This is a genomic window from Streptomyces sp. NPDC057271, assembly GCF_042668715.1.
Classification (GTDB): Bacteria; Actinomycetota; Actinomycetes; order Streptomycetales; family Streptomycetaceae; genus Streptomyces.
In genome coordinates, this window is record NZ_JBHUYJ010000052.1 from 13181 (window position 1) to 39553 (window position 26373).

Annotated in this window: 23 protein-coding genes and 1 riboswitch; of the genes, 9 read left to right on the top strand and 14 right to left on the bottom strand. The window is 73.4% G+C overall.

The features are described from left to right. Nucleotides 1-70: 70 nt before the first annotated feature. Both ACFUJR_RS23180 and ACFUJR_RS23185 read right to left on the bottom strand, forming a co-directional pair. Nucleotides 71-646 carry a GNAT family N-acetyltransferase gene (locus ACFUJR_RS23180; protein WP_383176999.1) on the bottom strand — a complete coding sequence of 192 codons (576 nt, stop codon included), beginning with the start codon at nucleotides 644-646 and terminating at the stop codon, nucleotides 71-73. Beyond that, nucleotides 633-2807, bottom strand: a complete 2175-nt coding sequence (locus tag ACFUJR_RS23185) for a penicillin acylase family protein (RefSeq protein ID WP_383177002.1) — start codon at nucleotides 2805-2807, stop codon at nucleotides 633-635. Before ACFUJR_RS23185 ends, ACFUJR_RS23180 begins: the two co-directional genes overlap by 14 nt. Before the next feature lie 79 nt (nucleotides 2808-2886). On the opposite strand from ACFUJR_RS23185, the gene ACFUJR_RS23190 reads away from it, so the two are divergent. The 3 genes from ACFUJR_RS23190 to ACFUJR_RS23200 all read left to right on the top strand — a co-directional run bounded on the left by ACFUJR_RS23190 (nucleotide 2887) and on the right by ACFUJR_RS23200 (nucleotide 5520). Then, complete coding sequence (locus ACFUJR_RS23190; protein WP_383177005.1) at nucleotides 2887-3612, top strand: siderophore-interacting protein; 726 nt, start codon at nucleotides 2887-2889, stop codon at nucleotides 3610-3612. 299 nt (nucleotides 3613-3911) lie between these two features. After that, nucleotides 3912-4898 (top strand): SCO1860 family LAETG-anchored protein, encoded by a 987-nt coding sequence (locus ACFUJR_RS23195; protein ID WP_383177008.1) that lies wholly within the window; start codon nucleotides 3912-3914, stop codon nucleotides 4896-4898. A gap of 175 nt (nucleotides 4899-5073) precedes the next feature. Beyond that, a complete protein-coding gene (locus ACFUJR_RS23200; protein ID WP_383177011.1) occupies nucleotides 5074-5520 on the top strand; it encodes an SRPBCC family protein in 447 nt (148 codons plus the stop codon). Between the two features lie 27 nt (nucleotides 5521-5547). Here the strand turns inward: ACFUJR_RS23200 and cobC are convergent, their stop codons facing one another. Next, complete coding sequence (gene cobC, locus ACFUJR_RS23205) at nucleotides 5548-7107, bottom strand: Rv2231c family pyridoxal phosphate-dependent protein CobC (RefSeq protein ID WP_383450675.1); 1560 nt, start codon at nucleotides 7105-7107, stop codon at nucleotides 5548-5550. Then, nucleotides 7092-8318: a precorrin-6Y C5,15-methyltransferase (decarboxylating) subunit CbiT gene (locus ACFUJR_RS23210; protein WP_383177017.1), complete on the bottom strand. Its 1227-nt coding sequence runs from the start codon at nucleotides 8316-8318 to the stop codon at nucleotides 7092-7094. Before ACFUJR_RS23210 ends, cobC begins: the two co-directional genes overlap by 16 nt. A gap of 68 nt (nucleotides 8319-8386) precedes the next feature. On the opposite strand from ACFUJR_RS23210, the gene ACFUJR_RS23215 reads away from it, so the two are divergent. Continuing rightward, nucleotides 8387-9166: a ZIP family metal transporter gene (locus tag ACFUJR_RS23215; RefSeq protein WP_383177020.1), complete on the top strand. Its 780-nt coding sequence runs from the start codon at nucleotides 8387-8389 to the stop codon at nucleotides 9164-9166. A gap of 2 nt (nucleotides 9167-9168) precedes the next feature. On the opposite strand, the gene ACFUJR_RS23220 is transcribed toward ACFUJR_RS23215, so the two are convergent. The 7 genes from ACFUJR_RS23220 to ACFUJR_RS23250 all read right to left on the bottom strand — a co-directional run bounded on the left by ACFUJR_RS23220 (nucleotide 9169) and on the right by ACFUJR_RS23250 (nucleotide 17735). Further along, entirely contained in the window at nucleotides 9169-10629 is a 1461-nt protein-coding gene (locus ACFUJR_RS23220; protein ID WP_383177023.1) for a cobyrinate a,c-diamide synthase, read from the bottom strand. Continuing rightward, nucleotides 10623-11231 carry a cob(I)yrinic acid a,c-diamide adenosyltransferase gene (gene cobO / locus ACFUJR_RS23225; protein ID WP_383177026.1) on the bottom strand — a complete coding sequence of 203 codons (609 nt, stop codon included), beginning with the start codon at nucleotides 11229-11231 and terminating at the stop codon, nucleotides 10623-10625. Before cobO ends, ACFUJR_RS23220 begins: the two co-directional genes overlap by 7 nt. Continuing rightward, nucleotides 11231-13339, bottom strand: a complete 2109-nt coding sequence (locus ACFUJR_RS23230) for a putative cobaltochelatase (protein WP_383177029.1) — start codon at nucleotides 13337-13339, stop codon at nucleotides 11231-11233. The genes cobO and ACFUJR_RS23230 overlap by 1 nt, the downstream gene beginning before the upstream one ends. A 79-nt stretch (nucleotides 13340-13418) precedes the next feature. Next, the gene (locus ACFUJR_RS23235) at nucleotides 13419-14966 is read right to left on the bottom strand and encodes a cobyric acid synthase (RefSeq protein WP_383177032.1); all 1548 of its coding nucleotides are present in this window, start codon (nucleotides 14964-14966) and stop codon (nucleotides 13419-13421) included. Then, nucleotides 14963-15925 carry a cobalamin biosynthesis protein gene (locus tag ACFUJR_RS23240; protein WP_383177034.1) on the bottom strand — a complete coding sequence of 321 codons (963 nt, stop codon included), beginning with the start codon at nucleotides 15923-15925 and terminating at the stop codon, nucleotides 14963-14965. The genes ACFUJR_RS23235 and ACFUJR_RS23240 overlap by 4 nt, the downstream gene beginning before the upstream one ends. Before the next feature lie 54 nt (nucleotides 15926-15979). Next, nucleotides 15980-16054: riboswitch (cobalamin riboswitch) on the bottom strand. 181 nt (nucleotides 16055-16235) lie between these two features. Then, entirely contained in the window at nucleotides 16236-16457 is a 222-nt protein-coding gene (locus ACFUJR_RS23245) for a hypothetical protein (protein ID WP_329122086.1), read from the bottom strand. 12 nt (nucleotides 16458-16469) lie between these two features. Further along, nucleotides 16470-17735, bottom strand: coding sequence for an anion permease (locus ACFUJR_RS23250; RefSeq protein WP_383173693.1), 1266 nt, complete (start codon nucleotides 17733-17735; stop codon nucleotides 16470-16472). A 388-nt stretch (nucleotides 17736-18123) separates the two neighbouring features. Here ACFUJR_RS23250 and ACFUJR_RS23255 point away from each other — a divergent pair, with 388 nt between their 5' ends. Both ACFUJR_RS23255 and ACFUJR_RS23260 read left to right on the top strand, forming a co-directional pair. Further along, nucleotides 18124-19251, top strand: a complete 1128-nt coding sequence (locus ACFUJR_RS23255; RefSeq protein ID WP_383173696.1) for an alpha/beta hydrolase — start codon at nucleotides 18124-18126, stop codon at nucleotides 19249-19251. A gap of 111 nt (nucleotides 19252-19362) precedes the next feature. Next, nucleotides 19363-20886: a hypothetical protein gene (locus ACFUJR_RS23260; protein ID WP_383173699.1), complete on the top strand. Its 1524-nt coding sequence runs from the start codon at nucleotides 19363-19365 to the stop codon at nucleotides 20884-20886. 15 nt (nucleotides 20887-20901) lie between these two features. Here ACFUJR_RS23260 and ACFUJR_RS23265 read toward each other — a convergent pair whose 3' ends face one another. Both ACFUJR_RS23265 and ACFUJR_RS23270 read right to left on the bottom strand, forming a co-directional pair. Beyond that, a complete protein-coding gene (locus ACFUJR_RS23265; RefSeq protein WP_383173702.1) occupies nucleotides 20902-21303 on the bottom strand; it encodes a VOC family protein in 402 nt (133 codons plus the stop codon). Between the two features lie 75 nt (nucleotides 21304-21378). Continuing rightward, the gene (locus ACFUJR_RS23270; RefSeq protein WP_383173705.1) at nucleotides 21379-22269 is read right to left on the bottom strand and encodes a neutral zinc metallopeptidase; all 891 of its coding nucleotides are present in this window, start codon (nucleotides 22267-22269) and stop codon (nucleotides 21379-21381) included. A 265-nt stretch (nucleotides 22270-22534) separates the two neighbouring features. On the opposite strand from ACFUJR_RS23270, the gene ACFUJR_RS23275 reads away from it, so the two are divergent. The 3 genes from ACFUJR_RS23275 to ACFUJR_RS23285 all read left to right on the top strand — a co-directional run bounded on the left by ACFUJR_RS23275 (nucleotide 22535) and on the right by ACFUJR_RS23285 (nucleotide 25595). Further along, nucleotides 22535-24133, top strand: a complete 1599-nt coding sequence (locus ACFUJR_RS23275; protein WP_383173708.1) for an ABC-F family ATP-binding cassette domain-containing protein — start codon at nucleotides 22535-22537, stop codon at nucleotides 24131-24133. Nucleotides 24134-24456: 323 nt separating this feature from the next. Beyond that, on the top strand, nucleotides 24457-24678 hold the full coding sequence (locus ACFUJR_RS23280) for a helix-turn-helix domain-containing protein (protein WP_006123601.1): 222 nt from the start codon (nucleotides 24457-24459) through the stop codon (nucleotides 24676-24678). A 119-nt stretch (nucleotides 24679-24797) separates the two neighbouring features. After that, nucleotides 24798-25595, top strand: coding sequence for an enoyl-CoA hydratase/isomerase family protein (locus ACFUJR_RS23285; RefSeq protein WP_383173711.1), 798 nt, complete (start codon nucleotides 24798-24800; stop codon nucleotides 25593-25595). 20 nt (nucleotides 25596-25615) lie between these two features. Here ACFUJR_RS23285 and ACFUJR_RS23290 read toward each other — a convergent pair whose 3' ends face one another. Continuing rightward, entirely contained in the window at nucleotides 25616-26320 is a 705-nt protein-coding gene (locus ACFUJR_RS23290; protein ID WP_383173714.1) for a hypothetical protein, read from the bottom strand. Nucleotides 26321-26373 lie beyond the last annotated feature (53 nt).

Consider the following 26373-nt stretch of genomic DNA (forward strand, 5'->3'; position numbering starts at 1 on the left):
CCCACAGAGTCCTGCGCCCCTTCTAGGCTGGGCAGGGCCGGGTTCCCACAAGCCCCAGGCCCCGCACCCGTCAGCGGCTCAGGAACGCGAGGCGCGCCTTCTTCGCCGGGATGAAGACCTCCGGGAGGTCCACCTCCGGCAGCACGACCTCGGGGCCGAGCTCGAAGCCGGCCCGCACCAGCCGGGCGATCGCCTTCTCGTTGCCGGCGTCCGGTTCCGCCACGGCACGCGTCCGGTCGTTCAGCGCGAACGCCGTCAGGGCGACGAACAGCCGGGCGGAGAAGCCGGGTTCGGGGGTGGCGGCCGGTGCGATCAGGATGTGCACCCCGATGTCGCCCGGCAGCACCTCGTAGCACTCGCCGACGCGGTCGGCACCGGGCTCGTACGTCTGGAAGAGCGCCACCGGCTCGCCGTCACGCCGCACCAGGAAGCCGTGGTGCGTGGTGAGCGAGTCCAGGTGCGCGTAGATCTCCCGTACCTGGTCGACGGTGGTTCCGCCCATGCCCCAGAACCGGGCGCGGTCCTCGTTGACCCAGCCGTGGATGAGGTCGGCGTCGCGGTCGGGGTCGACGGGGTCGATCCGTACGGTGCCGAAGCCCTCGACGGTCTGGAGGTGGACCGGCGGTCGGGAGTCAGTGGTCGTCACGGCGGGGAGGCTCCTTGGTGAGGTGGTTCCAGTCGGTGGTGACAGGGGCGAGTTCGCCCCGCAGCCACAGGGGGAGTTGGTCGCGGTGGTGGGGGTCGCCGGTGACACCGGAGGCGCCGAAGGGCACGACCCAGAGGCTCCGCTCGCGGTCGGCGAGGTCCCAGACGTAGCGGGCGGCGGACGCGCGGGCGCTGCGGTCGGTGAACCCGGGCACGCTGGACGTGGACAGCACGCAGTCGTGGTCCCCGCCGAGTCCGGGCCAGGTCGCGTCGTCCTCCTCGGGAAGGGCCGCCCACGGGGCGAGTCGGTGCGTGACACCCCAGGCGGGCGGCTCGTCCCCGGCGGCGACCTCTTCCAGGGCCTCCCGCACGATGCCGTCGATGTCGGCGGCCGGTACGGGTCCGGAGACGAGCAGCGTCTCCAGCGCGAACGCGACTCGGGGCCCGAGCGCCAGCCAGGGCCGGAAGACGGCGGGGTGCGCGGCGGGCTCGCGCAGTGCCGCGAACGCCGGATGCCCGGCGACCCGCCGTACGACGGCCCCGCGCACGGCGGCGTACAGACCGGCGTCGGCGCTGTCCGCCTCCATCCGGCGGTCCCAGGCGAGCAGTCGCGCCCGGACGGCACGGGCGTCGGGGGAGAGGCCGTCCTCGCCTCCCGCCAGGACCGCGTCCAGGAGCCGGGCCGCCGAGGGGTTGTCGGTGTCGGTGTGGACGGCGGTCATGCCCTCGGGCGTCCAGGCCGTCGAGGCGGCGAGCAGCGCGTCGATCCGCGCCGCCCGGTGCGGGGGAGAGAACTCCACGCCCAACGGGGCCGCGACGCCCCGCGCGTTGGCCATGACGGCGTGACCGTCCACGTCCGCGCGGGGGGTGGCCACGGCCTCGTCCTTCCAGGCGTGGGCCGCCTCCCAGGCGGGCACCACACGCAGGGAGTTGACCCGGTCGCGCACGGGGACGTACCCCGCGACCCGGTGCAGCAGGCCGCCGTCCACGTCGGCGGCCTGGACGACGTTGACCGGCTCGGCCCAGCCGTCGACGGCACGGTCCACGTCCGCGACGGTCCGGGCGGCGAGCAGGTCGGGCAGGACGGCGAAGCCCAGCTCACCGGTCACGCGCGGCGGGTAGCGCAGGCTGATCGCCTCCCAGGACGCGTCGCGGCCGGAACGGGCATCCGTGCCCCTCCCCTCGGCGTCGTCGTCCGCTCCGGAGGCCACCGGTGCGGCGCCGCCGTCCGCGCCCCTCCCCTCGGCGCCGCCGTCCGCGCCGATGATCACCGGACCGCGCTCGGTCTCGACGACCTCGATCTCGACCGGCTCCCCGCCCGCCACCTCGACCGTCTCCCGGTGCGCGGACGCCCGGCGCCAGCCGTCCGGGCCCAGGGCCTCCACCCCGCCGTCGGCGGTCCGCCTCAGTCGCTCGCGGTACAGGTCCTGGTAGTCGGCCATCGCGTTGGTGATCGCCCAGGCCACCCGGCCCGTGTGTCCGAAGTGGGCGAGACCCGGGACGCCGGGGACCGCGAGGCCGAGCACGTCGTATTCAGGGCAGGCGAGGCGGATCTGCTGGTAGACCCCGGGCGCCTCGATGAAGCGGTGCGGGTCGCCCGCCACGATCGCCGCCCCGCTCGCCGTCCGGGCGCCGGAGACCACCCAGCCGTTCGAGCCCGACGTGCCCGGACCGTCCGTGGCGAACAGCTCCGTCCACTCCTCGCCGAGCCGGCGCGCGACCTCCTCCCGCCACAGCTTGGTGGGGAAGCCCGCGAAGAGGATGTGTGTGGAGAGCCAGACCGCCAGCGGCGTCCACGGATCCCAGCGCCCGGGCGCGAGTCCCACCCGGGCGAACTGGGTCGCCCGCGCGGCGCCTTCCGGCAGGCCGTCGTTGACCCCGTCCACGTACGCCCGTACCCACCGCGCCGTCTCCGGGTCCAGCGCGTCGAAGCAGCGGCGCGCGGTGTCGGCGAGCCCGGCCTGCCGTACGAAGGTGTCCCAGCCGGTCTCGCCCGCACCGAGGAACGCGGCCGACGTGCCCTGCGCCCGGTGCCGTTCGACCTCCAGCTGCCAGGCACGGTCCACCGCCGTCACGCGCCCCTGCGCGAAGACGAGTTCGGTCGGATCGGCGGCCCGCAGATGCGGTACGCCCCAATCGTCCCGGTAGACCTCGATGCTCACTCCGACTCCGATCCCGTCCGACGCCAATTAGGTTAGGCTGACCTAAATTAATCTACGCTACGCAGGGGAGACGATCGCGGTGGGGCAAGGGCATGGCTGGGAAGGCGTCGTCCTCCGACTGCTCCGTGGCCGGGACTTCACGTTCACGGTGACCGGGGCCGAGCAGGTCACCGAGCACTACCGCCGGGTCCACCTGACGGACGGCGGACTCCTCGCCGCCGCCGGTGTGCACCCGACGATGTGGGTGCGGATCTGGTTCGAGAACGCGGGCAAGCCGCACCAGCGCGCCTACACCCTCGTCGACCCCGACCCGGCCGCCGGGACCTTCAGCCTGGAGTTCGCCCTCCACGACGGCGCCGCCAGCGACTGGGCCCGCACCTGCGCCCCCGGCGACACCGTCGAGGCCACGCTTCAGGGCACCGGCTTCACCGCCCCCGAACCCCGCCCCGGCCGCATGCTCGTGATCGGCGACCCGGCCTCGATGCCCGCCATCAACTCCCTCCTCGACTCGGCGCCCGACGTGCCGGCCACCCTCTGGTTCGAGACCTCCCACGACGCCGACGGGGAGCTTCCGCTGCGCGTGGACGCGGACCGGCACGACGTCCGCCGGGTACCCCGGCAGGGCGGCGGCGCGGCGCTCGTCGAGCAGGTGCGGAAGGAGCTTCCCGAGCTGCTCGGCGACGATCCGTACGTCTGGATCGCCTGCGACACCGCGACCACCCGCACCCTCGCCACGTACGTCCGAAAGGAGCTCGCGCTCCCCAAGGACCGGATCCACTCGCTGGGCTACTGGCGCGCCACATGAGCGAGCCCCGCCGATGCGCCGGGTTGACCGTCCGTTACCCCTGACCGGTGCGGATCGTTGGAATACTTCCGCGCGCCCCGCGCTCTTCGCAACGCACGGGGCGCGCGGGAACGCGTGTGCCGAAAGAATCGAATACGGGCGCGGAAACACCCCTTTGGAGTGAACTCACGCCAGGTGCCTGTCGGTTCACTCTCCGTGCGTAAAGATTCCGGTGTCTCAAGTCGCCGAGGCCGCGTCGACCCCGTGTCCCCGTGGTGAGCGGCCGGCGACGCCATGTCTCTTGTGGGGGTACCACCATCTTGAACAGCAACACCTTCCGCATGCCCGTACGCCGCACCGCCGCCGCGACGACCGCCGTCGCGCTGGCCGTCGGGCCCGTGCTCCTCCTGGCCCCCGCGGCGCACGCCACGGGCGGCGGAGAGGGGCGCGCGACCGCCGTCGTCCTGCGGACCGGTCTCGACGTCTCCTTGCTCGACAAGTCGGTCCAGGTGCCGCTGCGCACCTCCCTCAACGAGGTCAAGGCGCCGGAGAGCGAGAACAAGACCGCGCTGACGGTGAAGGTCGAAGGCGCCGAGAACGGCAAGCCGATCGACGTGCTGCGCGCCGACGTCGCCACCTCGAAGGCCACGGTGGACAAGAACAAGGCCGAGGGGTACGTCAATCTGGTCAAGGCCCGGGTCCACGTTCCCGGCGTGCCCCTGCTCTCCCTGATCGAGGTCCGGAAGGTCACCTCCAGGGCGGTCTGTGAGGCGGGCAGGCAGCCGGTCGCCGAGTCCAACGTCCTCGGGCACGTGACCGTCTTCGGCAAGAAGACCACCCTGTCGACCACCGGACAGACCAAGGTCACCGTGCCGGGCATCGGCGACGTGACCCTCGACCTGTCCCGTACCTCCACCACCTCGCGCACCGCCGCGGCGACCGCGCTCGAACTGAAGGTGGAGGTCGACCCGCTGAAGCTGGGCGTCGCCGAGGTCAACGGTGTGGTGACCCTCGCGGAGGCCACCTGCGAGACGCCCAAGGGCTCGGGCCCGACGGACCAGCCCACCGACAAGCCGACCGAGAAGCCCACGGAGCAGCCGAGCGAGCAGCCCTCGCAGGAGCCCTCCGCCCAGCCCTCCGACGACGGAGGTGTGACGACCCAGAACGACGGCACCCACCCTGCCGACCAGAACCTCGCCGCCACGGGCGGCAGCTCGACGACCCCGTACCTGGCCGGCGGCGCGATCGTCCTGCTCGGCGGCGGTGCGGGAGCGCTCGTCCTGGCCCGCAGCCGCGCCCGCGGCTGACCGACCCGAGGGGGAGACGGGGAGCGGAAGGAGGGCGGCGATCGCGCCGCCCTCCGTTCCGTCTCCGCGCCACCCGCCTCGGAGCGGGCGCATCCGTGGACGCCGCGGCAGGCGAAGGGAGAGCGAAGCGGGTACGAACAGCTCCCCCTCGGAGCCGACACCGGAGGCTGACGCAGTGATCACGGTCGAACGAGACTTCCTCCTCCCCGTTCCTCTGGACAGCCTGGTGGCCTATCTGGAGGAGTTCGGCCGTGCGGAGGAATGGGACCCCGGCACGGTCTCGTGCGTCAGGGTCGACGAGGGGCCTGTACGGGAGGGCTCCCTCTGGCGCAACACCTCACGCTTCCGGGGGCGCCTCACGGAACTCGACTACCGGCTGGAGGCCCGTGAGCCCGCGCGCCTGGTGTTCGTCGGGACGAACAAGACCGTGACCGCGACCGACGAGATGCGCTTCGAGGCCCGGTCGGCGACGACGACCTCGATGACGTACGAGGCGTCCCTGCGGTTCAAAGGCCTGGCGAGGCTGGCCGCGCCGTTCCTGAGGCCGGAGTTCGAGCGCCTCGCGGACGAGGTGAGCGAGCGCCTGCCCAAGGCCCTGTCGAAGTCGTCCGGCTGGACCTAGGGCCTTCCGTCCGGGGCCTGGTGCGCGCTAACCCTCGATCAACAGGGCCTGATCCAGGGCCTGCAGGAATCTGTTCGTGGTGGCCCGGTCCCGAACCGCGAGCCTGAGCCAGTTCCGGTCCAGGCCCGGGAACGTGTCCCCGCGTCGCGCCGCGAAGCCCAGTGCCCGCAACCGTTCCCGTACCGCGTCCGCGCGATCGATCCGGATCAGTACGAACGGACCCTCCGCCGCCGCCACCGCCCGTACCTCGTCGAACTCCGCCAGGCCCGCCAGCAGATGGGCCCGCTCGACCCCGATCCGGTCCGCCGCGAACTCCGCCTCCGCCAGCGCGGCCCGCGACATGCAGGCCTCCGCCGCCACCAGCGCCGGGGTCGACACCGGCCAGAGCGGCTGCGCCTGTTCGAGGAGCGCGATCGTCTCCGGGTGTGCCAGGACGTATCCGATCCGCAGCCCCGCCAGGCCCCAGGTCTTCGTGAGGCTCCGCAGCACCACCAGGCCCGGCACATCCGTCCGCCCGGCCAGCGACTCCCGCTCGCCCGGCACCGCGTCCATGAACGCCTCGTCCACCACCAGCGTCCGCCCCGGCCGCGCCAGAGCCGCGATCGCCGCCGCCGGGTGGAGGACGGACGTCGGGTTCGTCGGATTCCCGATCACCACCAGGTCCGCGTCCTCCGGAACGGCCGCCGGATCGAGCCGGAACCCGTCCTCCTCGCGCAGCAGCACCCGGCCCACCTCGTGGCCCGCGTCGCGCAGGGCCGCCTCGGGCTCGGTGAACTGCGGATGCACCACCACCGGCCGCCGCGCCGGCAGCGCCCGCGCGAGCAGCACGAACGCCTCCGCCGCCCCGGCCGTGAGCAGCACATGGCCGGGGGGCAGATCGTGGCGCTCGGCGACCGCGGCGCGTGCCGCCCGGCCGTCCGGGTAGTGCGCCAGACCGGTCAGGCTGTCGGCGATCCGTGCCCGCAGCCACTCCGGGGGCGTGTTCGTCCGGACGTTGACCGCGAGGTCGATCAGCTTCTCGTCCCGTACCTCCGCGTCACCGTGGTGGCGCAGATCGTGGGCATCAGTGTGCGCGTGGGTATCCATGGCCGCCGTCGGGTGATGAGTGGGGGGTGTACGGGGCTCCGTCTGACCAGCGATGTACCCCTGTCTCCGGGGCAACAACCGTACGGCAGCGGCATCTTCGTTCGGACGAAAGGGGAGGGACCGGGCGATAGCGCACGTCACGCGCGCCGTTTTCCTCTTCGGTACGAGGAGTGCGGCACCGGCGCCCGCCGCCAGCAGCGCCGCCGCCTCCGCCACCGACGCCGTCCCGGTCGCCGACAGAGGCGCCCGCGAGGGGTGCGGTACGGACACGGCGGCCAGTTCCTCCGCCCCGTACGACCGCAGCGGCACCCCGAGCCGCCCCGCCGCGCCCACGATCCCCGGTTCCGCCGCCCGCGCCTCCAGCGTCGCGAGCGCCGTCACGTCCGAACCCGTGAGACCGGCCTCCCGCAGCGCCTCCGTGACCAGGCCGAGGACCTCCTCCACCGAGACCCCCGAGCGTGCGCCGACCCCCACCGCCGCCCCGCTCACCGCGTACCCCACACCAGGAACACCGGCGCCGTCGGCACCATCGTCGAGGAACCGTCCGGCAGCGCGAGCAGGCGCTGCGACTGCAACAGCACGCCTTCGGCCGCCAGCCCGCAGGACGCCAGCGCCGACCGGACCGCCCCCACCTGCTCCAGGGCCGTCACCGCCACCACGACCGCGCGCCGCGCCCGCCGCCCCGCCGCCAGCACGACCGACCTCAGCTCACGCCCACCGCCACCGATGAACACCCCGTCGGGATCGGCCAGATGGGAGAGCACCGTCGGCGCCGATCCGTGCACGGCCCGCACCTCCACGCCGTGCGCCGCCGTGTTCGCACGGATCCGCTCGACACCGGACGCCGTCTGCTCCACGGCGACCGCCGCCGCGCCGAGCCGGGCACACTCGATCGCCACGGCGCCGCAGCCCGTACCGATCTCCCAGACCAGATCCCCGGCCCGCGGCCCGAGCCGCGCGAGCGCCAGCGCCCGCGCCTCGTACGGCAGTACGGAACGGCGGTCCGCCCCGTCCGCCCCGAGCCCGTGGGCCACGGTGGACTCCGCTCCGAGCCCGTCGGCCACGGTGGACTCCGCCGCGAACTCCCCGTCGGGCAGGGCCCATCGGCCCGGACCTGTGAGCGGCCCGGTCACCGTGGGAGCCGGCCCGTCCTGCCGTGACTCGTCCAGGCACAGGACCAGGCTCACGCCCTCCCAGCTCCGGCACATCGCCTCCGCGGGCTCGACCCGCTCGAAACGCTCACGGAAGGGATCACCCAGCGCCGAGAACACCACCAGCGTCCTCGACGCCACCCGGTGCACCAGCTCCCCGCCCAGCTCCGCCGGTCCCACGCCGGGCCCGGGCAGCACGGCCACCTTGGGATGCGCACGGCAGACGTTGACCGCGCGGTCGAGCGCCGAGCCCGCCACCACGAGGGCGTCGTCCCACGGCAGCCCCAGGCGGGCGAACGCGAGCCCGACGGCCGTGGGCCCGGGCCGCACGTCGATCCCACCGGGCCCGAAGCGCTCCTCCAGCGTCCGCACCACCCCGAAGAACCCGGGGTCTCCGAGCACCCGCACGATCACCCGCGTCCCGCCCTCGGACACGTGCTTCTCGACCAGGTCGAGTTCCGTGTCCGTCAACTCGTCGCTCCGCACGTCCACCACCAGGGCCGCCTCGCCTGCCCAGGAGCCGAGATCCGCGCCCGCACCGCTGCCGATCACCGTGATCATGCGACCAGCATCCCCACGACGGCGCCGCTGATGTGCGCGGAGCGTGTCCGATCGGATAGCAAAGGCGCATGGCCGTTATCGTCGCGCTCGGCGCGTTCCTCATGACGCTGTTCGGCGGCTGGACGGCGCAGCGCGTCACCGACCGACGTCACCTGGTCCTCGGACTCGCCGGCGGACTCATGCTCGGCGTGGTCGGACTCGACCTGCTGCCGGAGGCCCTGGAGGCCTCCGGGACCAAGGTCTTCGGCGTGCCGCAGGCCCTGCTCCTCTTCGTGGGCGGCTTCCTCTTCGCCCACGTCGTGGAACGGCTGCTGGCGGTCCGTCAGGCCGCGCACGGCGTCGGAGGCGACTGGGGAGCAGCACGAAGCGCTCCGATGAGGGGTGGCGGCCCGCAGACGGGTGGGCGGACGCCGCAGGTCGGACTCACCGCGGCCGCCGCCATGGTCGTCCACAGCCTCATGGACGGCATCGCGCTGGGCGCTGCCTTCCAGGTCGGCGGAGGCATGGGCGCCACCGTCGCGCTCGCCGTCATCACCCACGACTTCGCCGACGGGTTCAACACGTACACGATCACCAGCCTGTACGGGAACGCCCGTCGCAAGGCGGTCATCATGCTGGTCGCGGACGCGCTCGCGCCGATCGTCGGCGCGGCGTCCACCCTGCTGTTCACCCTTCCGGAGGAAATGCTCGGCAGCTATCTCGGCTTCTTCGGCGGCGCCCTGCTCTATCTCGCCGCGGCCGAGATCCTGCCCGAGGCACACCACGAACACCCCGCCCGCTCCACCCTGTTGTGCACGGTGGCGGGCGTGGGCTTCATCTGGCTCGTGACGGGCCTGTCCGGCGGCTGATCTCACGCCACCGGCCCGTTCACGCAGTGCTCGACGAACCGCACGGCCGCCTCCGGGGCGCCCGCCCAGTGGGTGTGCACATAGCTCGCGTGCACCCCCTGCTGTACGAACCCCTCGACACTCCCCCGAGCGCTTCGAGCGGAGGGGACCCCCGCCGGCTGCCGCAGCCCCCAGGCCGGGTCCGTACCGGCGCCCGGTTCGATCACGGTCCGGTGGAACTCGTGACCTCGCATCCGGGCCCCGACGGCGGCGAGCGAACTGTCGCTCACCGCCACGGCGTCCCGGTACCCGAGGGTGAGCCGGTCCGACATCCGCGCGTCGGCGTCGAGCACCCCGCACATCGGCGTCCCGTCGAGCGAACGCGCGAGGTACAGCAGCCCGGCGCACTCGGCGGCGACGGGCGCCCCGGAGGCGGCCAGTTCGGCGACGGCCTTCCGCAGAGGCACGTTGGCGGACAGCTCGGCCCCGTACATCTCGGGAAAGCCGCCGCCTATGACGAGACCGCGCGTCCCCTCGGGGAGGGCCTCGTCCCGGAGTGGATCGAACGTGACGACCTCGGCCCCGGCGGCGCTGAGCAGCTCGGCGTGCTCGGCATACGAGAACGTGAACGCGGCGCCTCCCGCGACCGCTACGACGGACCGGGTCGTGGGCACACGTCCCGCAGGGACGACGGGAGTCCCCCCGGACGACGCCCGGGCGAGGGCGGGCACCACCCGCCCACCGGCGGGCGGCCGCACGGCGACCTCAGGATCCCACGCCTCCGCGTGCAGCTCAGGAGCGCTCCGCGCCAACGCGAGAAGCGCGTCCAGGTCGCACCCCAGGCGAACCTGCTCCGCCTGCGCGGCAACCGCGTCCACCGCCTGAGCCTGCCGCTCGGCGACGGGCACCAGCCCGAGGTGACGCGACGGCGTCGCCACCGCCGGAGCCCGACGCAGCACACCGAGCACCGGCACCCCCGACTCCCCGAGCGCCTCCCGCAGCAGATGCTCGTGGCGGTCCGTGGCCACCTTGTTCAGGATGACCCCGCCGATCCGCACCTCCGGATCCCATGAGGCGAACCCGTGCACCAGCGCCGCCACCGACCGGGACTGCGACGAGGCGTCCACGACGAGGACGACCGGGGCCTTCAGCAGCTTCGCGACCTGTGCCGTGGACGCCAGCTCACCCTGGTCGGCGGCGCCGTCGTACAGCCCCATGACGCCCTCGACGACCGCCAGGTCGCAGCCGCGCGCCCCATGCTCGAAGAGCGGCGCGACCAGCCCCGTACCGCACATGTACGCGTCGAGGTTGCGGCCCGGACGGCCCGTCGCGAGCGCGTGGTACCCCGGGTCGATGTAGTCGGGACCGACCTTGTGCGGCGAGACCGCGAGACCACGGCCCGCGAACGCGGCCATCAGACCGGTCGCGACCGTGGTCTTGCCGGCGCCGGAGGACGGCGCGGCGATGACGAGACGTGCTACCACTCGATGCCCCGCTGGCCCTTCTGACCCGCGTCCATCGGGTGCTTCACCTTCGACATGTCCGTCACGAGATCCGCGAAGTCCAGAAGCTCCTGCGGGGCGTTGCGGCCCGTGATGACGACGTGCTGCTGCCCGGGACGGTCGCGGAGCACCTCGACCACCTCGGCCGTGTCGATCCAGCCCCAGTGCAGCAGGTACGCGAACTCGTCGAGGACGTAGAACCTGTACTTCTCCTCCGCGAGGTCGCGCTTGACCTGCTCCCAGCCCTCGCGGGCCTTGTCCTCGTGCGACTGCTCGCCCTCGGCGACCTCGCGCTGGATCCAGGACCAGCCCTCGCCCATCTTGTTCCAGACGACCGTGCCGCCCTTGCCGGTCTCGCCGAGCGCCTTGAGGGCGTTCTCCTCGCCGACCCTCCACTTGGCGGACTTGACGAACTGGAACACCCCGATCGGCCAGCCCTGGTTCCAGGCGCGCAGTGCCATGCCGAAGGCGGCGGTCGACTTCCCCTTGCCCACACCGGTGTGGACCATCACCAGCGCGCGGTTGCGGCGCTGACGGGTCGTGAGACCGTCGTCGGGAACGACGGTCGGCTGTCCCTGCGGCATTAAGAGGCCCTCCTCGTTGCGTGCTCTGCCTGTACGTTCCTGACGAGCCCGGCGATCGAGTCGGCGCGCAGCTCGTCCAGGGTGACGGCGGTGCCGCCCAGTTCGCGGGCGAGGTCCCCGGCGAGTCCCAGCCGCACGGGACCGGTCTCGCAGTCCACGACGACGGCCGCCGTGCCCTCGGAGGCGTGCAGCCGCGCCGCCCGCGCGGCGAGCGCCACCGGGTCCTGCCGCCCGCTCGTCTCCCGCCACCGCCCTTCCGGCGACGCTCCCCCGGACTCCGTCCGGGGGGACCCCCTGCGCGCGCCCCCTCCTGCTTCGGTCGCCCGGCCGTCGGTCACGACGACGAGCAGGGGCCGGCGCGAGGGGTCGCGCAGCCGCTCGACGCGCAGCACGTCATGGGCCTTGAGCAGCCCCGCCGCCAGCGGCGTACGGCCGCCCGTGGGGAGCTGTTCGAGCCGGGCCGCGGCCGCGTCCACGGACGAGGTCGGCGGCAGGGCGACCTCGGCGTCGCGGCCCCGGAAGGTGACCAGCCCGACCTTGTCGCGCCGCTGGTAGGCGTCGAGCAGCAGGGAGAGCACCGCGCCCTTCACCGCGCTCATCCGCTGTCGGGCCGCCATCGACCCGGAGGCGTCCACCGCGAAGAGCACGAGGTTGCCCTCGCGGCCCTCGCGGGTCGCCTGCCGCAGGTCGTCCCGGCGGACCACGAGCCCGGGGCCGGTCCGTCCGCGCGCCTTCTGGTGCGGGGCGGCGGCGTGCACGGTCGCGGCCAGGTGCAGCCTGGTCAGCGCGCCCCGGGGCCGTACGGCGCCCGTCGTCCTGCCGTGCTCGGTACGGGCCCGGGAACGGCGCCCGGCCGCGCCCTCGCCGAGTCCGGGCACGCTGAGCATCTTGGTACGGAACGGCTCGGCTGCCTTGACGGCGGACCGCTCACCGGCGCCGCCGCCCGCGCCCGGAGCGGGCGCCGGGGCCTCGTCCGCACCCGCGTCGCGGGGGGCACCCTCGGCGGGTCCTTCGCCCTGGGGCGGCACGCCGCCACCGGGGCCACCGCCGGGTCCGCCGTCGGGACCGGGGTCCGGGTCGTCGTCCCCCTCGTCCTCGCCGTTGAACTGCTCCAGCGTCTCGTCGAGCTTGTCCTCGTCGAGCCCCGGCGAGTCGAAGGGGTTCCGCCGCCTGCGGTGCGGGAGGGCGAGCAGTGCGGCCTGCCGTACGTCCTCGGAGGTCACCTCCGTCCGTCCGGCCCACGCGGCGAGCGCGGTCGCCGTCCGCGCCATGACGATGTCCGCGCGCATGCCGTCCACCTCGAACGCGGCGCAGGTCGCGGCGATCTGGAGCAGGGCGGCGTCGCCGAGCACGACGTCGGGAAGCAGCGCGCGGGCGGCGACGATCCGCTCCCGCAGGGCGCTCTCCTCACCGGCCCAGCGGGCGGCGAAGGCGGCCGGGTCGTCGTCGTACGCCAGCCGTCGCCGGACGACCTCCACCCGCTGCTCGGGCTCGCGGGAGGCCGCCACCTCGACGGTCAGCCCGAACCGGTCCAGCAACTGCGGACGCAGCTCGCCCTCTTCGGGGTTCATCGTGCCGACGAGCAGGAAGCGGGCCGCGTGCCGTACGGAGACGCCCTCGCGCTCGACGTACGAGGAGCCCATGGCGGCGGCGTCGAGGAGCAGGTCGATCAGGTGGTCGTGGAGAAGGTTGACCTCGTCGACGTACAGGATCCCGCGGTGCGCGTCCGCGAGGAGTCCGGGCTCGAAGGCCTTCACGCCCTCGGAGAGGGCCCGCTCGATGTCCAGCGCGCCGACGAGCCGGTCCTCGGAGGCACCGACGGGCAGTTCGACCATCCGCGCGGGGCGCGCGGAGGCCGGAGCGGTTCCGTGCGGCCCGTCGGGGCACCCGGGGTCGGGCGCGCCGGGGTCGCAGCTGAACCGGCACCCCGCGACCACCGGAACCTCGGGCAGCAGGTCGGCGAGGGCCCGCACGGCGGTCGACTTGGCGGTCCCCTTCTCGCCGCGCACGAGGACACCGCCCACGGCCGGACTGACGGCGTTCAGCGACAACGCCAGCCGCAGGTCGTCCATGCCGACGACGGCGGTGAACGGATACCGGGTGCTCATCGGGTGGTCCTCTCTTCGCGTTCGGTTCGGGGACACGGGCGCACGGACGGGACGAGGCGCACCGGCGGGGGAAGGGGCGTCACGGCGCCCCCGGCGGCACGAACGGCAGCCCCGTCGGGGCGCCCCGCTCGATCAGACGCAGCAGCGCGTCGGTGTCCGCGTGTTCCTCGATCAGGTCGCCGAGGCGGTCCAGCTGCTCCTCGCGCAGCGACCCGAAGGCCGTGTCGGGAGCCGGTACGAAACGGCGGCCGGCCGCCTCCGCGACCTCCCGCAGGAACGCGCGGCGGAAGCCGTCGCTCTCCAGGGAGCCGTGCCAGTGCGTACCCCACACGGCGCCGACCCGGCACCCGTCCAGGAACGGATCGCCGCCCAGGACGTCCGCGACGCCGTGGTGGATCTCGTACCCCTCGACCCGCTCGCCGAGCGCCTCGCCGACCGGCCGGGCCAGCGTCTTCTCGGCCGCGAACCGGACCCGTACGGGCAGCAGTCCGAGCCCGTCGACCGTGCCCGCCTTCGACTCGACCTCGTCCTCGATCCGCTCGCCGAGCACCTGGAAGCCGCCGCAGATGCCGAGCACCGGCCGGCCCTCCGCGGCCCGCCGTGCGAGCGCGTCCGCGAGACCGCGCTCGCGCAGCCACGCCAGTGCCCGCACCGTCCCGCGGGTGCCCGGCACGACCACCAGGTCCGCGTCGACGAGCTCCTCGGCCCGGTCCACGAACCGCACGACCACGCCCGGTTCGGCCGCCAGCGCGTCCACGTCGGTGAAGTTCGACATCAGGGGCACCGCGCAGACGGCGACCCGTAGCACGTCCTCGCCGACCGGCGGCGCGACGACGGACTCGCGGACCGTGCCGCGCAGCGAGACGCGGAGCCCGTCCTCCTCGTCGATACCGAGCCCGTGCGCGTAGGGCAGTACACCGAACGTACGGCGCCCGGTCAGCCCGAACAGCATGTCGAGGCCCGGCTCCAACAGGGTCACGTCACCGCGGAACTTGTTCACGAGGTAGCCCGCGACCAGCTCCTGGTCCTCGGGTGCCAGGAGCGCCGTCGTGCCGAAGAACTGGGCGAACACCCCGCCCCTGTCGATGTCCCCGACCACGAGGACCGGCAGCCGCGCGGCCCGCGCGATGCCCATGTTCACGATGTCCGTACGCCGCAGGTTGATCTCGGCCGGACTGCCCGCCCCCTCGCAGATCACGGCGTCATACGTGCCCCGCAGCTCCTCCAGGCACGCCAGGACGGGTTCGAACAGCTCCTGCCGGCGCCCTCCGTGCAGCGCTTTCCCGGGAGACGACCCCCCAGGCCCCCCGAAGAACCCCTTGGCGCTCAGTTCGCCCACCGGCCTGCCCATCAGGACGACCTGGCTGGAGCGGTCGCTGCCCGGCTTCAGGAGCACCGGGTTCATCAGCGCGGTCGGCTCCACGCGCGCGGCCTGCGCCTGCATCGCCTGGGCCCGCCCGATCTCCGCGCCCTCCCGGGTCACGAAGGAGTTCAGGGACATGTTCTGGCCCTTGAACGGCGCGACCTTCACGCCCTGCCGGACCAGCCAGCGGCAGATGCCCGCCGTGACGACGCTCTTGCCCGCGTCGGACGTGGTCCCGGCGACCAGCAGCCCCCCGCCTCTCATGCCTTCCTCCGCTTCAGCGCGCCCGCCACGATCCGCCCGCCCACACAGACGGCGAGCGTCAGCCCCGTCACCCGGCGCGACAGCCGTACCGCGCGTTCGATGTCCCCGACCTCCACGGCCCGTCCCTCCCCGTTCAGTACGGGCCGGTGCTCGACCCGGCCTCCGTACGACAGCGTCCCGCCGAGCCGTACGCCGAGCGCCCCGGCGAACGAGGCCTCCACCGGGCCGGCGTTGGGGCTCGGGTGCTTCGCCGCGTCGGCCCGCCAGGCACGCACCGCACCGCGCGGATTCCCCCCGGCCACCGTCGCGAGCGCGGCGGTCAGCCGGGCACCCGGCCAGCCGGCCACGTCGTCGAGCCGGGCCGAGGCCCAGCCGAACCGCCGGTACCGGACCGACCTGTGGCCGACCATCGCGTCCAGGGTGTTCACCGCCCGGAAGCCGACCAGCCCCGGAACGCCCGCGACCGCGCCCCAGACCAGCGCCCCGACCACGGCGTCGGAGGTGTTCTCGGCGACGGACTCCACGACCGCGCGGGCCATCGCCGGACCGTCCAGGGAGTGCGGATCGCGTCCGCACAGATGGGGCAGCCGCTCACGGGCCACGTCCAGGTCCCCGGCGGCGAGGGCCCCGCCGATCGCGCGGGCCTCCCGGCCCAGGGTCGTCCCGCCGACGACGGCCCACACGGAGGCGGCGGTCAGCGCGACGGAGGCCGGGTGACTGTGGCGTACGGTACGGGCGGCCAGCGCGGCGGCGCCCGCGGCGCCGGCCACGCAGACGGCGGTGTGCAGCGCTCCCCACCCGCGGTGGTCGCGCCACAACCGCTTCTCGACCGCGCCCGCGGCACGTCCGAAGGCGGCGACCGGATGGCCGCGGCGGGGGTCGCCGACGATCAGGTCCGCGGCCAGACCGGCTGCGGCGCCGTACGCGAATACACCTGTGGCTGCACTGCGGCCGGGCATGGCGCTGTGTCCTCACTCAGGGTCCGCGCCCTGGCTCGACGTGACCGGCGGCGAGAGTTCCTGGCTCCCGGGGATCGACTCCCCGGTCACAGTGGCGGGACCGCGCCGGATTCGCACCGGGCTTCCTCTGCTTGCCGCCGTAATGGCCCCGGAAGTCCACCACGCTCCGCGAACACCCGTCAACTCACGTTTGACCTGCGACGGGACAGTGTGCGGAGCACCACACGAGCCCGCCGGGCCGGGGGAAACGCCGACCGGGCGGGCCGCACCCGAAGGTGCGACCCGCCCGGCCGGCGAAGCGGGACCGCCGTCAGACGACGATCAGATAGATGCCGTACGCGACGGCCGCCGCGCACAGCGCGAAGCAGGCGTACGCGCCGGTGCGCGCCAGGGCGGCGGAGCCACCCTGGGAGGCGGCCTGCTCCTGCTTGGAGAGGCCGACGATGCCGAGGGTGAACAGGCCCACCAGGGCCACGGTCGCCACGAGGCTGACTCCGAAGACGGAGCCGAGAGCTGCCCAGTCGATCTTCATGTCTGTCGTTCCTTACACCGCGGCCGAGGCGGCGGGGGCTGCCGGGTCCGTGGGGGCCGGCGAGGGGATGGTGGTCTTGAAGTCCTCGTCCGCGACGGCCGAGACGGAACCGGCGGTGGCGGGCGGGGCGACGGCCGCGATGGCGGTGGTCACGACGCCGGCGGGCTCGGTGGCGGCATCCACGTCGTTGACGTTGGTGTGGTCGACCACCTGGCGGCGGGAGACGAACCAGATGGCGACACAGGAGGCGATCAGGAAGGCCGCGACGGCGGCGACTCCCCAGTCGCCCTGCTTGGTCACGAACTCGGATCCCGCGGCGACCAGACCGGCGGCGGGAAGGGTGAGGCCCCACGCGACGAACATGCGGGTGGCGGTCGACCAGCGGACGACGCCGCCCTTGCGGCCCAGGCCCGCGCCCATGACGGCGCCGGAGCAGGAATGGGTGGTCGAGAGCGAGAAGCCGAGGTTCGAGGAGGCCAGGATGACGGCCGCCGCGCTGCTCTGGGCGGCGAAGCCCTGCTGCGGCTGAAGGTCGGTGAGGCCCTTGCCCATGGTGCGGATGATCCGCCAGCCGCCCAGGTACGTGCCGAGGGCGATGGCCAGACCGGCCGAGACGATGACCCAGACGGGCGGGTTGGAACCCGGGACCAGGACGCCGCCGGCGACCAGCGCCAGCGTGATGATGCCCATCGTCTTCTGAGCGTCGTTCGTGCCGTGGGCCAGCGAGACGAGACCGGCCGACGCGATCTGTCCGGCGCGGTAGCCCTTGGCCTGCGTCTTCTCGTCGGCCTTCTTGCCGATCCTGTAGGTCAGCCGGGAGGCGAGGAACGCCGCGACACCGGCGACGAGCGGTGCGGCGATCGCCGGGATCAGGACCTTGGTGACGACGACGCCGCCGTTGACCCCGCTGAGGCCCACCGAGGCGATGGTGGCGCCGATGAGACCGCCCATGAGGGCGTGCGAGGAGCTGGAGGGCAGGCCGACCAGCCACGTCAGCAGATTCCAGAGGATGGCGCCGACCAGCGCGGCGAAGATGACCTCCGGCTGGATGCCTTCCTCGTTGACCAGGCCGCTGGAGATCGTCTTGGCGACCTCGACGGACAGGAACGCGCCGACCAGGTTGAGCACGGCGGACATGGCCACCGCCGTCTTGGGCTTGAGGGCACCGGTCGAGATGGTCGTCGCCATCGCGTTGGCGGTGTCGTGGAAACCGTTCGTGAAATCGAACACGAGAGCTGTCACGATCACAATCGCGAGCAGCAGCGTGATGTGTTCCATTTACCCAGGCAATCGTTTGACGTCAGTGGCTGGACGAACGTAGGCAACCTGAGTGAACGGAAGGTGAACTGAGTCCGGCGGTGGGGTGACTCGAATCGGGGTCCGGACATTCCGCTTAGGGGTCGGAGGGGCCACCTGTCCACGATGTGAGCGGGGTGCGACCCCGGGTAATCCGTGCCATCACCGGACATGGAGGACTCCCGCCGCTTCCTCCCCGACCGCCCGTGTCAGCCCGTGGACGCTTCAGGGGCGGTATCAGCCGACCGAGGGACCCGCGGAGGAGACCCATGTCACTCTCCGGAGGCGCCGACCGGCTGCTGACGAGGGGCCGGACCACGGGCGGCTCCGTCCGGTGGCAGCCCCGGCCGGACCTGTCGACACTGGGACCGTGCGCCCGGCTACAGCGACGGCAGCGGCCGTCACCACCCTGATCGGTGTCGGCGCGGCCGCGATCGCGGCCGGCCGGTACGCCGGCGACGTCGCCCTCAAGGCCTCGTCCGGCCGGCCCCTGCCCGGCGACCCCCGGCTCACCGTGCACGCCACGGGTCCCGACCGGGTCACCCTCACCCGCAGCCTCGCCTCCCTGCGCCCCGGTACGTACGGGATCGAGGGCGCCGGCGTCCACGCGGTCGTGGGCCCCGCCCTCGACCGGGTGCCGCACACCGCGGACACCGTCGTACGCCGCCTGGAACGCGTCGAGCTCGGCGAACTGGAGCCCGGCGCCCGGGTCCGCCTCACCCCCGAGCTGCACGGCGGCACCCCGTACAGCTCCCTCGGCATCGTCCACGAGGACGTGGAGATCCCCGGCGAGCTCGGCGCCCTGCCCGCCTGGCTCGTCCCCGGCCCGCGCTCCACCTGGGTCATCGCCCTGCACGGCATCGGCACCACCCGACGGCACCCCCTCAACCTCGTCCCCTTCCTCGCCCGGCGGCAGATCCCCGTCCTCTGCCTCTCCTACCGCGGCGACGAGGGCGCGCCCCCGTCGCCGGACGGCCTCGGCCACCTCGGTGACACCGAGTGGCGCGACGTCGACGCCGCGATCCGCTACGCCGTCCGCAGGGGCGCCGAGCACGTCGTCCTGCACGGCTGGGGGACCGGCGGCACGATGGCCCTGCACGCCGCCGCCGACTCGGGCGTACGGGACGTGATCCGCGGCCTCGTCCTGGACTCCCCGGTCCTCGACCGGGAGGCCACCCTGCGCAACCTCGCGGCGGCCCGCCGCGTGCCCGGCCCGCTGCTGCCGCTCGCCGTCCGCGCCGCACAGGGCAGGGCCGCGCTGCACGGCGACCGCGTCCGGGAGGCTTCCGACCCGGCCGCCCTGCGCGTGCCGACGCTGGTCTTCCACGGCCCCGACGACACGATCGCCCCCTGGGAGCCGTCCCTCGAACTGGCCGCCCGGCGCCCGGAACTGGTCACCCTGAACACCGTCCGCGGAGCCCCGCACGCGGCGATGTGGAACGCCGACCCGGTCCGGTACGAAGAGGCCCTCCGGCGGTTCGTCACCCCGCTCCTCTAGAGCCTGCCGCACCCCTCCGCCAGGGCCTCGGCCCGGGGCGTGCCGCCGGTGTTCCGGCGGCCTCTCCGATTCCGATTGGGCTTTCGGGCCGCCAACGGGAAGACTGCCCCCGTGACGTCTCGAAAGCCCGATGAGCAATTGGCGCGCAACTCCAGACTCCGACTTGTCCGTCCGCGGGCACTCGCCACCGCACGGCGTGCCGTGACGACCCGGCGGACCCGCCCGGCCCCCCGGCCGCCGGAGGGCACTCCGCCCCGCGCGGAACTCGCCCGTCAGGCGAGGACCGTCCTTACCGACGCCGTACGGATCGCCCGCTGGGTCACCCTCGACGGTGGCGCCCGGACCGCGGCGGCGTCCGGCCCCGGGTCCGTCCGCGCGCCGGGCGCCGCGACGGCCTCCGTGCCGGGCGCCGCGAACTCCCAGGCCCCCGTGGCCGCGCCCGACGGTGTCCCCGCCCCGGGACGGGCCGCCGCCGCACTGGACCTGACACCCGGCCAGGTCCGGGCAGGCTGGGACCGGGCCCGGCTCGCCGGCCTCGTCGAACTCCACGGCGACACCGCCCGCCCCGGCTGGCGCCTGCACGCCTGGGACCGCGACGACTCCGCCGTCCTGCGCGGCTGGGTGGCCCTCTTCGACGCCTGGTCCCTGGTCCACCCCGCCCCGGCGGACGTCGCGCCCGGCGCCGTGGCCGAGGTCGTCGAGGCCGTCCCCCAGGTGCTCTCGCTCCTTCAGCTCTCGGCAGGTCCCGTGGGGGTCCCCGCTCTCCTCGACCTGCTCCGGCAGCGGGTCGAGGAGCTGCGCGAGGAGCGGTGCGAGGTGCCCGTCGAGGGCGCGGACATCACGCCCGGCACCGCTCCCGACGGCGCGCCGGGTGCCTCCGCTGCCCTCCTCGCCGGGCCCGAGGGGCTCGACGCCCTGCTCGACTGGGCCCTGGAAGGGCTCGCCGCCGTCGGCGCCCTGACCCTCGGAGAGGGGTCCGACGGCCGCCAGGCCACCCTGACCCCGCTCGGCAACTGGGCGGTGTGGGTCAAGCTGGAGCAGATCTGCGTCGCAGCCCAGAGTCCCGCGGGCAACATCGAGCAGTCCGCCGAGGACATGCTCCGCGGCTGCGCGAGCCTCACCCCCGGCCCGGCCCGCGACGAGTACCGCGCCTGGCTCGCCGCCCGCACGCTCACCAGCGCCGTCTCGGAGCTGCTGGCCGTCGCCCGCGGCGAGGACGCACTGCTGCGCGGACTGGCCTTCGAGGCGCTCCGTGTCGTCGGCGCCCCCGCCGAGGCCGAGGTGCGGGCGGCGGCCGAGGAGGCCTCGCTCCGGCCGTACGCCCTGCTCTGGATCGCCGAGTACGAAGGCGCCGACCCCGACGACGCCCCTGACGTCCTCACGCGGGAGGAAGCCACCTGGCTCTGGGTGGACACCGCCGCGGCCGTCGCCGACCACGGGGAGAGCACGCTCCTGGTGCGCCACCTCGACTCCGCCGTCCAGGGCACGGTCCCGGCGCTCCTCGACGCTGTCCGGGCCGTCGGCCACCCCCGTACGGTCCAGGTCCTGGTGGCTCTCGCCGCGGCCCACCCCGACCCCGCCCTCGCCAAGGCGGTCCGCCGGGCGGCCTTCCAGGTCCACACCGGGGGAGCCTGACCGCCACGTCGGCTCTCAGCCGGTGTCCCCCGGCAGATAGGTGCCGAAGCTCCACACGTTGCCCTCGCCGTCGCGCGCCATGTAGTCCCGCGAGCCGTAGTCCTGGTCCGTCGGCGGCATCACGATGTCGACGCCGTGGGCCACCGACCGGGCGTGGTGTTCGTCCACGTCGTCCACGTGGACGTACACCCCGCTGGGGCCGGAGCCCTCGACGAGCTTGTCGAACTCGCTGCCGGTGCCCTTGCTGCCGAGCATCACCATGCCGTTGCCGTACGACAGCTCGGCGTGCACGACCTTGCCGTCCTCGCCCTCGTACACCGCGGCGCGGGTGAAGCCGAACGCCTCGGTGAGCTGCCGGATCGCGGCATGCGCGTCGTGGTAGGTCAGGGTCGGACAGATGTGGGGTGCCTCAGCCATCCCGATCACTCCTTCTCGCGGCAGGGAACGTGACCTGGATCTCAGTCTGGCATCCGGCGCGGACATCGGGACGCGTCAGCGGAAGGTGTTGCAGCGCGCCATGTCACCGGTCCTGAAGCCGGTGGCGAACCACTCCCCGCGTTGCGCGGCCGAGCCGTGCGTCCAGTTCTCCGGTGTGACCCGGCCCTGGAACCTCTCCTGGATCCGGTCGTCGCCCACCGCGGCCGCCGCGTCCAGACCGTCCCGGATGTCGGCCTCGGTCAGGCTGGTGAGCAGGGGCCGGCCCGTCTTCTCGTCCGGCGTGCTCGTCGCGTGGCGTGCCCAGACGCCCGCGTAGCAGTCGGCCTGCAGCTCGACCCGCACGGCGTCGGAGTTCGCGCCCGCCCGGCCGTCCTGGGCGCGGGCCAGGGTCCCCGTCATGTTCTGCACATGGTGGCCGTACTCGTGCGCCACGACGTACGCCTGGGCGAAGGGCCCGCCGCTCGACCCGAACTTCGTCCGCAGCTCGTCGAAGAAGCCCAGGTCCAGATAGACCTGGCGGTCGCCCGGGCAGTAGAACGGCCCGACCGCCGAGGTGGCCGGGCCGCAGGCCGTGCCGACCCGGTGGGTGAACACGACCGTGCGCGCGTCCCCGTACCGCCCGCCCCGCCGCTCGTACTCCGCCCGCCAGAAGTCCTGCACGCTGTTGACGACCGCCACGATCCGGCAGTCCTCGCGGGCGTTCGCGTCCGCGCCGGTCCGGCAGCTCTGCTCGATCCGGGCCGCCGAGGAGGAGGTCGCGACCGGCTCGGGGTCGCCCGAGGCGAGCCCCAGCTGCTCGGGGCCGACCCCGAGGAGCAGCCCCAGGACCAGGGCGATGAAGCCGACGACGCCGCCGCCGACGGTGGCCTTCCCGCCGGGGACGCGGCCGCCGCGGACGTCCCGTACCTCCGAGGTGTCCAGGTCGGCGTCGTCGTCGAACCGCATGCGCCACCACCCTCTACGTCTCCGCCGCGGCAGAGACGCCGCCCTGCGCCCGAGTATCGGAGAATCCGGTAGGGATCGCCCCTTTTGCCTGGTGTGGGTGGTAACAGCCGGTACGCGGGGTGCGGGGCCGGTGCCGGACCATGGCCGAAAAGCAGTTGCATGCGCCCGTTAGACTGGCCGTATGGCCATTCTCCCCGCGCATGACTAGCGGCGTCGAATCCGCATACAGCCCCTTCCGCCGAACCGTCCGCCCTGGAGTCTGTCCGTGATCACCGCTTCCGGCATCGAGCTGCGCGCCGGCGCCCGCATCCTCCTCGAGTCCGCTTCCTTCCGTATCGCCAAGGGCGACCGCATCGGCCTCGTCGGCCGCAACGGAGCGGGCAAGACCACCCTCACCAAGTGCCTCGCGGGCGAGGGCATGCCCGCCGCCGGGCAGATCGCCCGCTCCGGCGAGGTCGGCTACCTCCCGCAGGACCCGCGCACCGGCGACCTCGACGTCCTGGCCCGCGACCGCATCCTCTCCGCCCGCGGCCTGGACGTCCTCATCAAGAAGATGCGGATGAACGAGGAGCGCATCGCGAACGGCACCGGCGCCACGCGCGACAAGGCGATGAAGCAGTACGAGCGCCAGGAGACCGAGTTCCTCACCAAGGGCGGATACGCCGCCGAGGCCGAGGCGTCGACCATCGCCGCCGCCCTCGGCCTCCCCGACCGCGTCCTCGGCCAGCCGCTGCACACCCTCTCCGGCGGTCAGCGGCGCCGGGTCGAACTGGCCCGGATCCTGTTCTCCGACGCCGACACGCTCCTCCTCGACGAGCCCACCAACCACCTCGACGCCGACTCGATCGTCTGGCTGCGTGACTACCTCAAGACCTACCGCGGTGGCTTCATCGTCATCTCCCACGACGTCGACCTCGTCGAGACCGTCGTGAACAAGGTCTTCTACCTGGACGCCAACCGCTCGGCGATCGACGTCTACAACATGGGCTGGAAGCTCTACCAGCAGCAGCGCGAGGCCGACGAGAAGCGCCGCAGGCGCGAGCGCCAGAACGCCGAGAAGAAGGCCGCCGCCCTCAACTCGCAGGCCGACAAGATGCGCGCCAAGGCCACCAAGACCGTCGCCGCGCAGAACATGGCCAAGCGCGCCGAGCGCCTGCTCTCGGGGCTGGAGGCGGTCCGGGTCAACGACAAGGTCGCCAAGCTCCGCTTCCCCGAGCCCGCGCCCTGCGGCAAGACCCCGCTGACCGCGGAGGGCCTGTCGAAGTCGTACGGCTCGCTGGAGATCTTCACCGATGTGAACCTCGCGATCGACAAGGGATCGCGCGTGGTCATCCTCGGCCTCAACGGCGCGGGCAAGACGACGCTGCTGCGTCTGCTCGCCGGGGCCGAGAAGCCCGACACCGGCGAGGTGACCCCCGGCCACGGCCTCAAGCTCGGCTACTACGCCCAGGAGCACGAGACGCTCGACCCGGACCGCACGGTCCTGGAGAACATGCGGTCGTCCGCGCCCGACCTCGACCTCGTCGAGGTGCGCAAGACGCTCGGCTCCTTCCTCTTCTCCGGCGACGACGTCGACAAGCCGGCCGGAGTCCTCTCCGGCGGTGAGAAGACCCGGCTGGCCCTCGCGACCCTGGTGGTCTCCTCGGCGAACGTGCTCCTCCTCGACGAGCCGACCAACAACCTCGACCCCGCCAGCCGCGAGGAGATCCTCGGCGCGTTGCGCACCTACAAGGGCGCGGTCGTCCTCGTCACGCACGACGAGGGCGCGGTCGACGCGCTGGAGCCGGAGCGGATCATCCTGCTCCCCGACGGCGTCGAGGACCTGTGGGGTCCGGACTACAAGGACCTCGTGGCCCTCGCCTGATCATCTCGGTATGGATCATTCGGCTCATGGGTGATCCTTCATCTGAGTGAGGGCGTCTCGTACTCCTCGGCGCGGCTCCGTGCGGAATCCTCCCGTCGGGGCCGCGCCGTCTTTCGCTCCCCACTGCCGCGCTGACCTGGCACTTCCTGGCCGGGCGTGTCGCGTGGGACGGATCACGCGCTCCGGAATATTGGATTCCGTTCGTGAGGAGAGCTTCGCCGTCCGCAAACCTGGCGGCACAGACCTTGTCGAATGGGTGGCCAGGACGTCCAGGAGGGGTGATCATGAGAAGTCCAGAGCGCACTTCCCATGAGGAGGCACGGGTGGCCGAGACTCTGAAGAAGGGCAGCCGGGTGACCGGCGCCGCGCGCGACAAGCTCGCGGCAGACCTGAAGAAGAAGTACGACTCCGGTGCGAGCATCCGGGCGCTGGCCGAGGAAACCGGCCGCTCCTACGGATTCGTCCACCGGATGCTCAGTGAGTCCGGAGTCACGTTGCGTGGACGCGGCGGGGCGACGCGAGGCAAGAAGGCCGCCTCGGCCTGACGGGGCGCGGTTCGTCGGGTCCACCGGTTCTCGCGGTGGCCACCCGGTCGCCCGTGCGGTCGACCGGGTGGTTACTGTGCAGTCACTTAGCAGTGCTGCACCGGAACCGGAGGCGCCCCATGACTTCGCTCGACTCTGTGCTCGTGTTCGACAAGGACGGTGTACGGCTCACCGTCGAGGACGCCGTTGCCACGGTGGCCCTGACCAACCCGGCGAAGCGCAACGCCCAGTCTCCCGCTCTGTGGCGGGCGTTGACGGAGGCCGGAAGGTCACTGCCGGGCAGCGTGCGGGTCGTCGTCCTGCGCGGTGAGGGCAAGTCCTTCTCCGCCGGGCTCGACCGGCAGGCGTTCACGCCCGAGGGCTTCGACGGAGAGCCGTCCTTCCTGGACCTGGCACGCGGTTCGGACGACGACCTGGACGCGGTCATCGCCGAGTACCAGGAGGCGTTCACCTGGTGGCGCCGCAGCGACATCGTGTCGATCGCGGCTGTCCAGGGGCACGCCATCGGTGCCGGGTTCCAGCTCGCCCTCGCCTGCGACCTGCGGGTCGTCGCCGACGACGTGCAGTTCGCCATGCGCGAGACCAGCCTGGGACTCGTACCGGACCTCACCGGCACGCACCCGCTCGTGGGCCTGGTCGGCTATGCCCGCGCGCTGGAGATCTGCGCGACCGGCCGCTTCGTCCACGCGCAGGAGGCCGAGCGCATCGGCCTCGCCAACATCGCCGTGCCCGTCGACGAACTCGACGCCGCGGTACGGGACCTGAGCGCCGCGCTGCTCGCGGCGCCGCGCGACGCCGTGATCGAGACGAAGGCGCTCCTCCAGGGCGCCACCGACCGCACCTACGAAGCCCAGCGCACCGCCGAACGTGCCGCCCAGGCCCGCCGTCTGCGCGACCTGGCAGGCCTCGGCGACTGACGCACGCGGTGCGCGCGGTCTCAGCGGGTCCCTGAGAAGCGGACCTCGGAGACCAGGACCGTGACCGCCGTTCCCTCGGGAGCGGTCACGGTCGCGCGCGTCCGGGCGGTGCGGGCCACGTCCAGGGCACGGTGGCCGTCGGTCACCGCCAGCTCCACCCTCAGCGCGCCCGCCGTGCGGTGGACGGGTGCGCCCAGGAGGGACGTCAGCCCCGCCACGCCCGCCACGCCCAGCACCGCCTGGGCCACCCCGTCCTCCTCGTCCAGCGGCGCGGTTCGCCCGGGTGGAGGAGCGGTGCCCGGCGAATCCGGAGCGACCTCGACCAGCCCGGTCACCCGAAGATCCACCGCCGTGACCACCAGTCCCAACGCACGTTCCGCCGCGGCGAACAGCGCCTCGCGCGCCTCCTCCGCCAGGACCGGCAGCGGCGCGTCCGCCATCCGCCCCGCCTCCACCGCGAAATCCGCGGTGATCCGCAGCGACCCCGGCGGCAGCCCACCCGGCGGTACGGGGAACGGCGCCTGCGGGCCCACCTCCGCGAGCCCCACCCGTAGCTTCCCCGGAACCACCCCCCGTACCGGGGCCAGGCTCCGCAGCAGCACCGCGCGTGCGGCGCTCTCGGTCAGCCATGCGCCGTCCGTCGCCTCTCCGAGCGGCAGCAGCCGGCCCGGCCCGAGCCGATCGCGCACCGCTCCCGACCATCCCGCCCCAGATGTCGTCATCATTGGCTCAGCTTAATGTGGGCAAAGGCATCGATAGCTTCACGGAAGGGATGAAC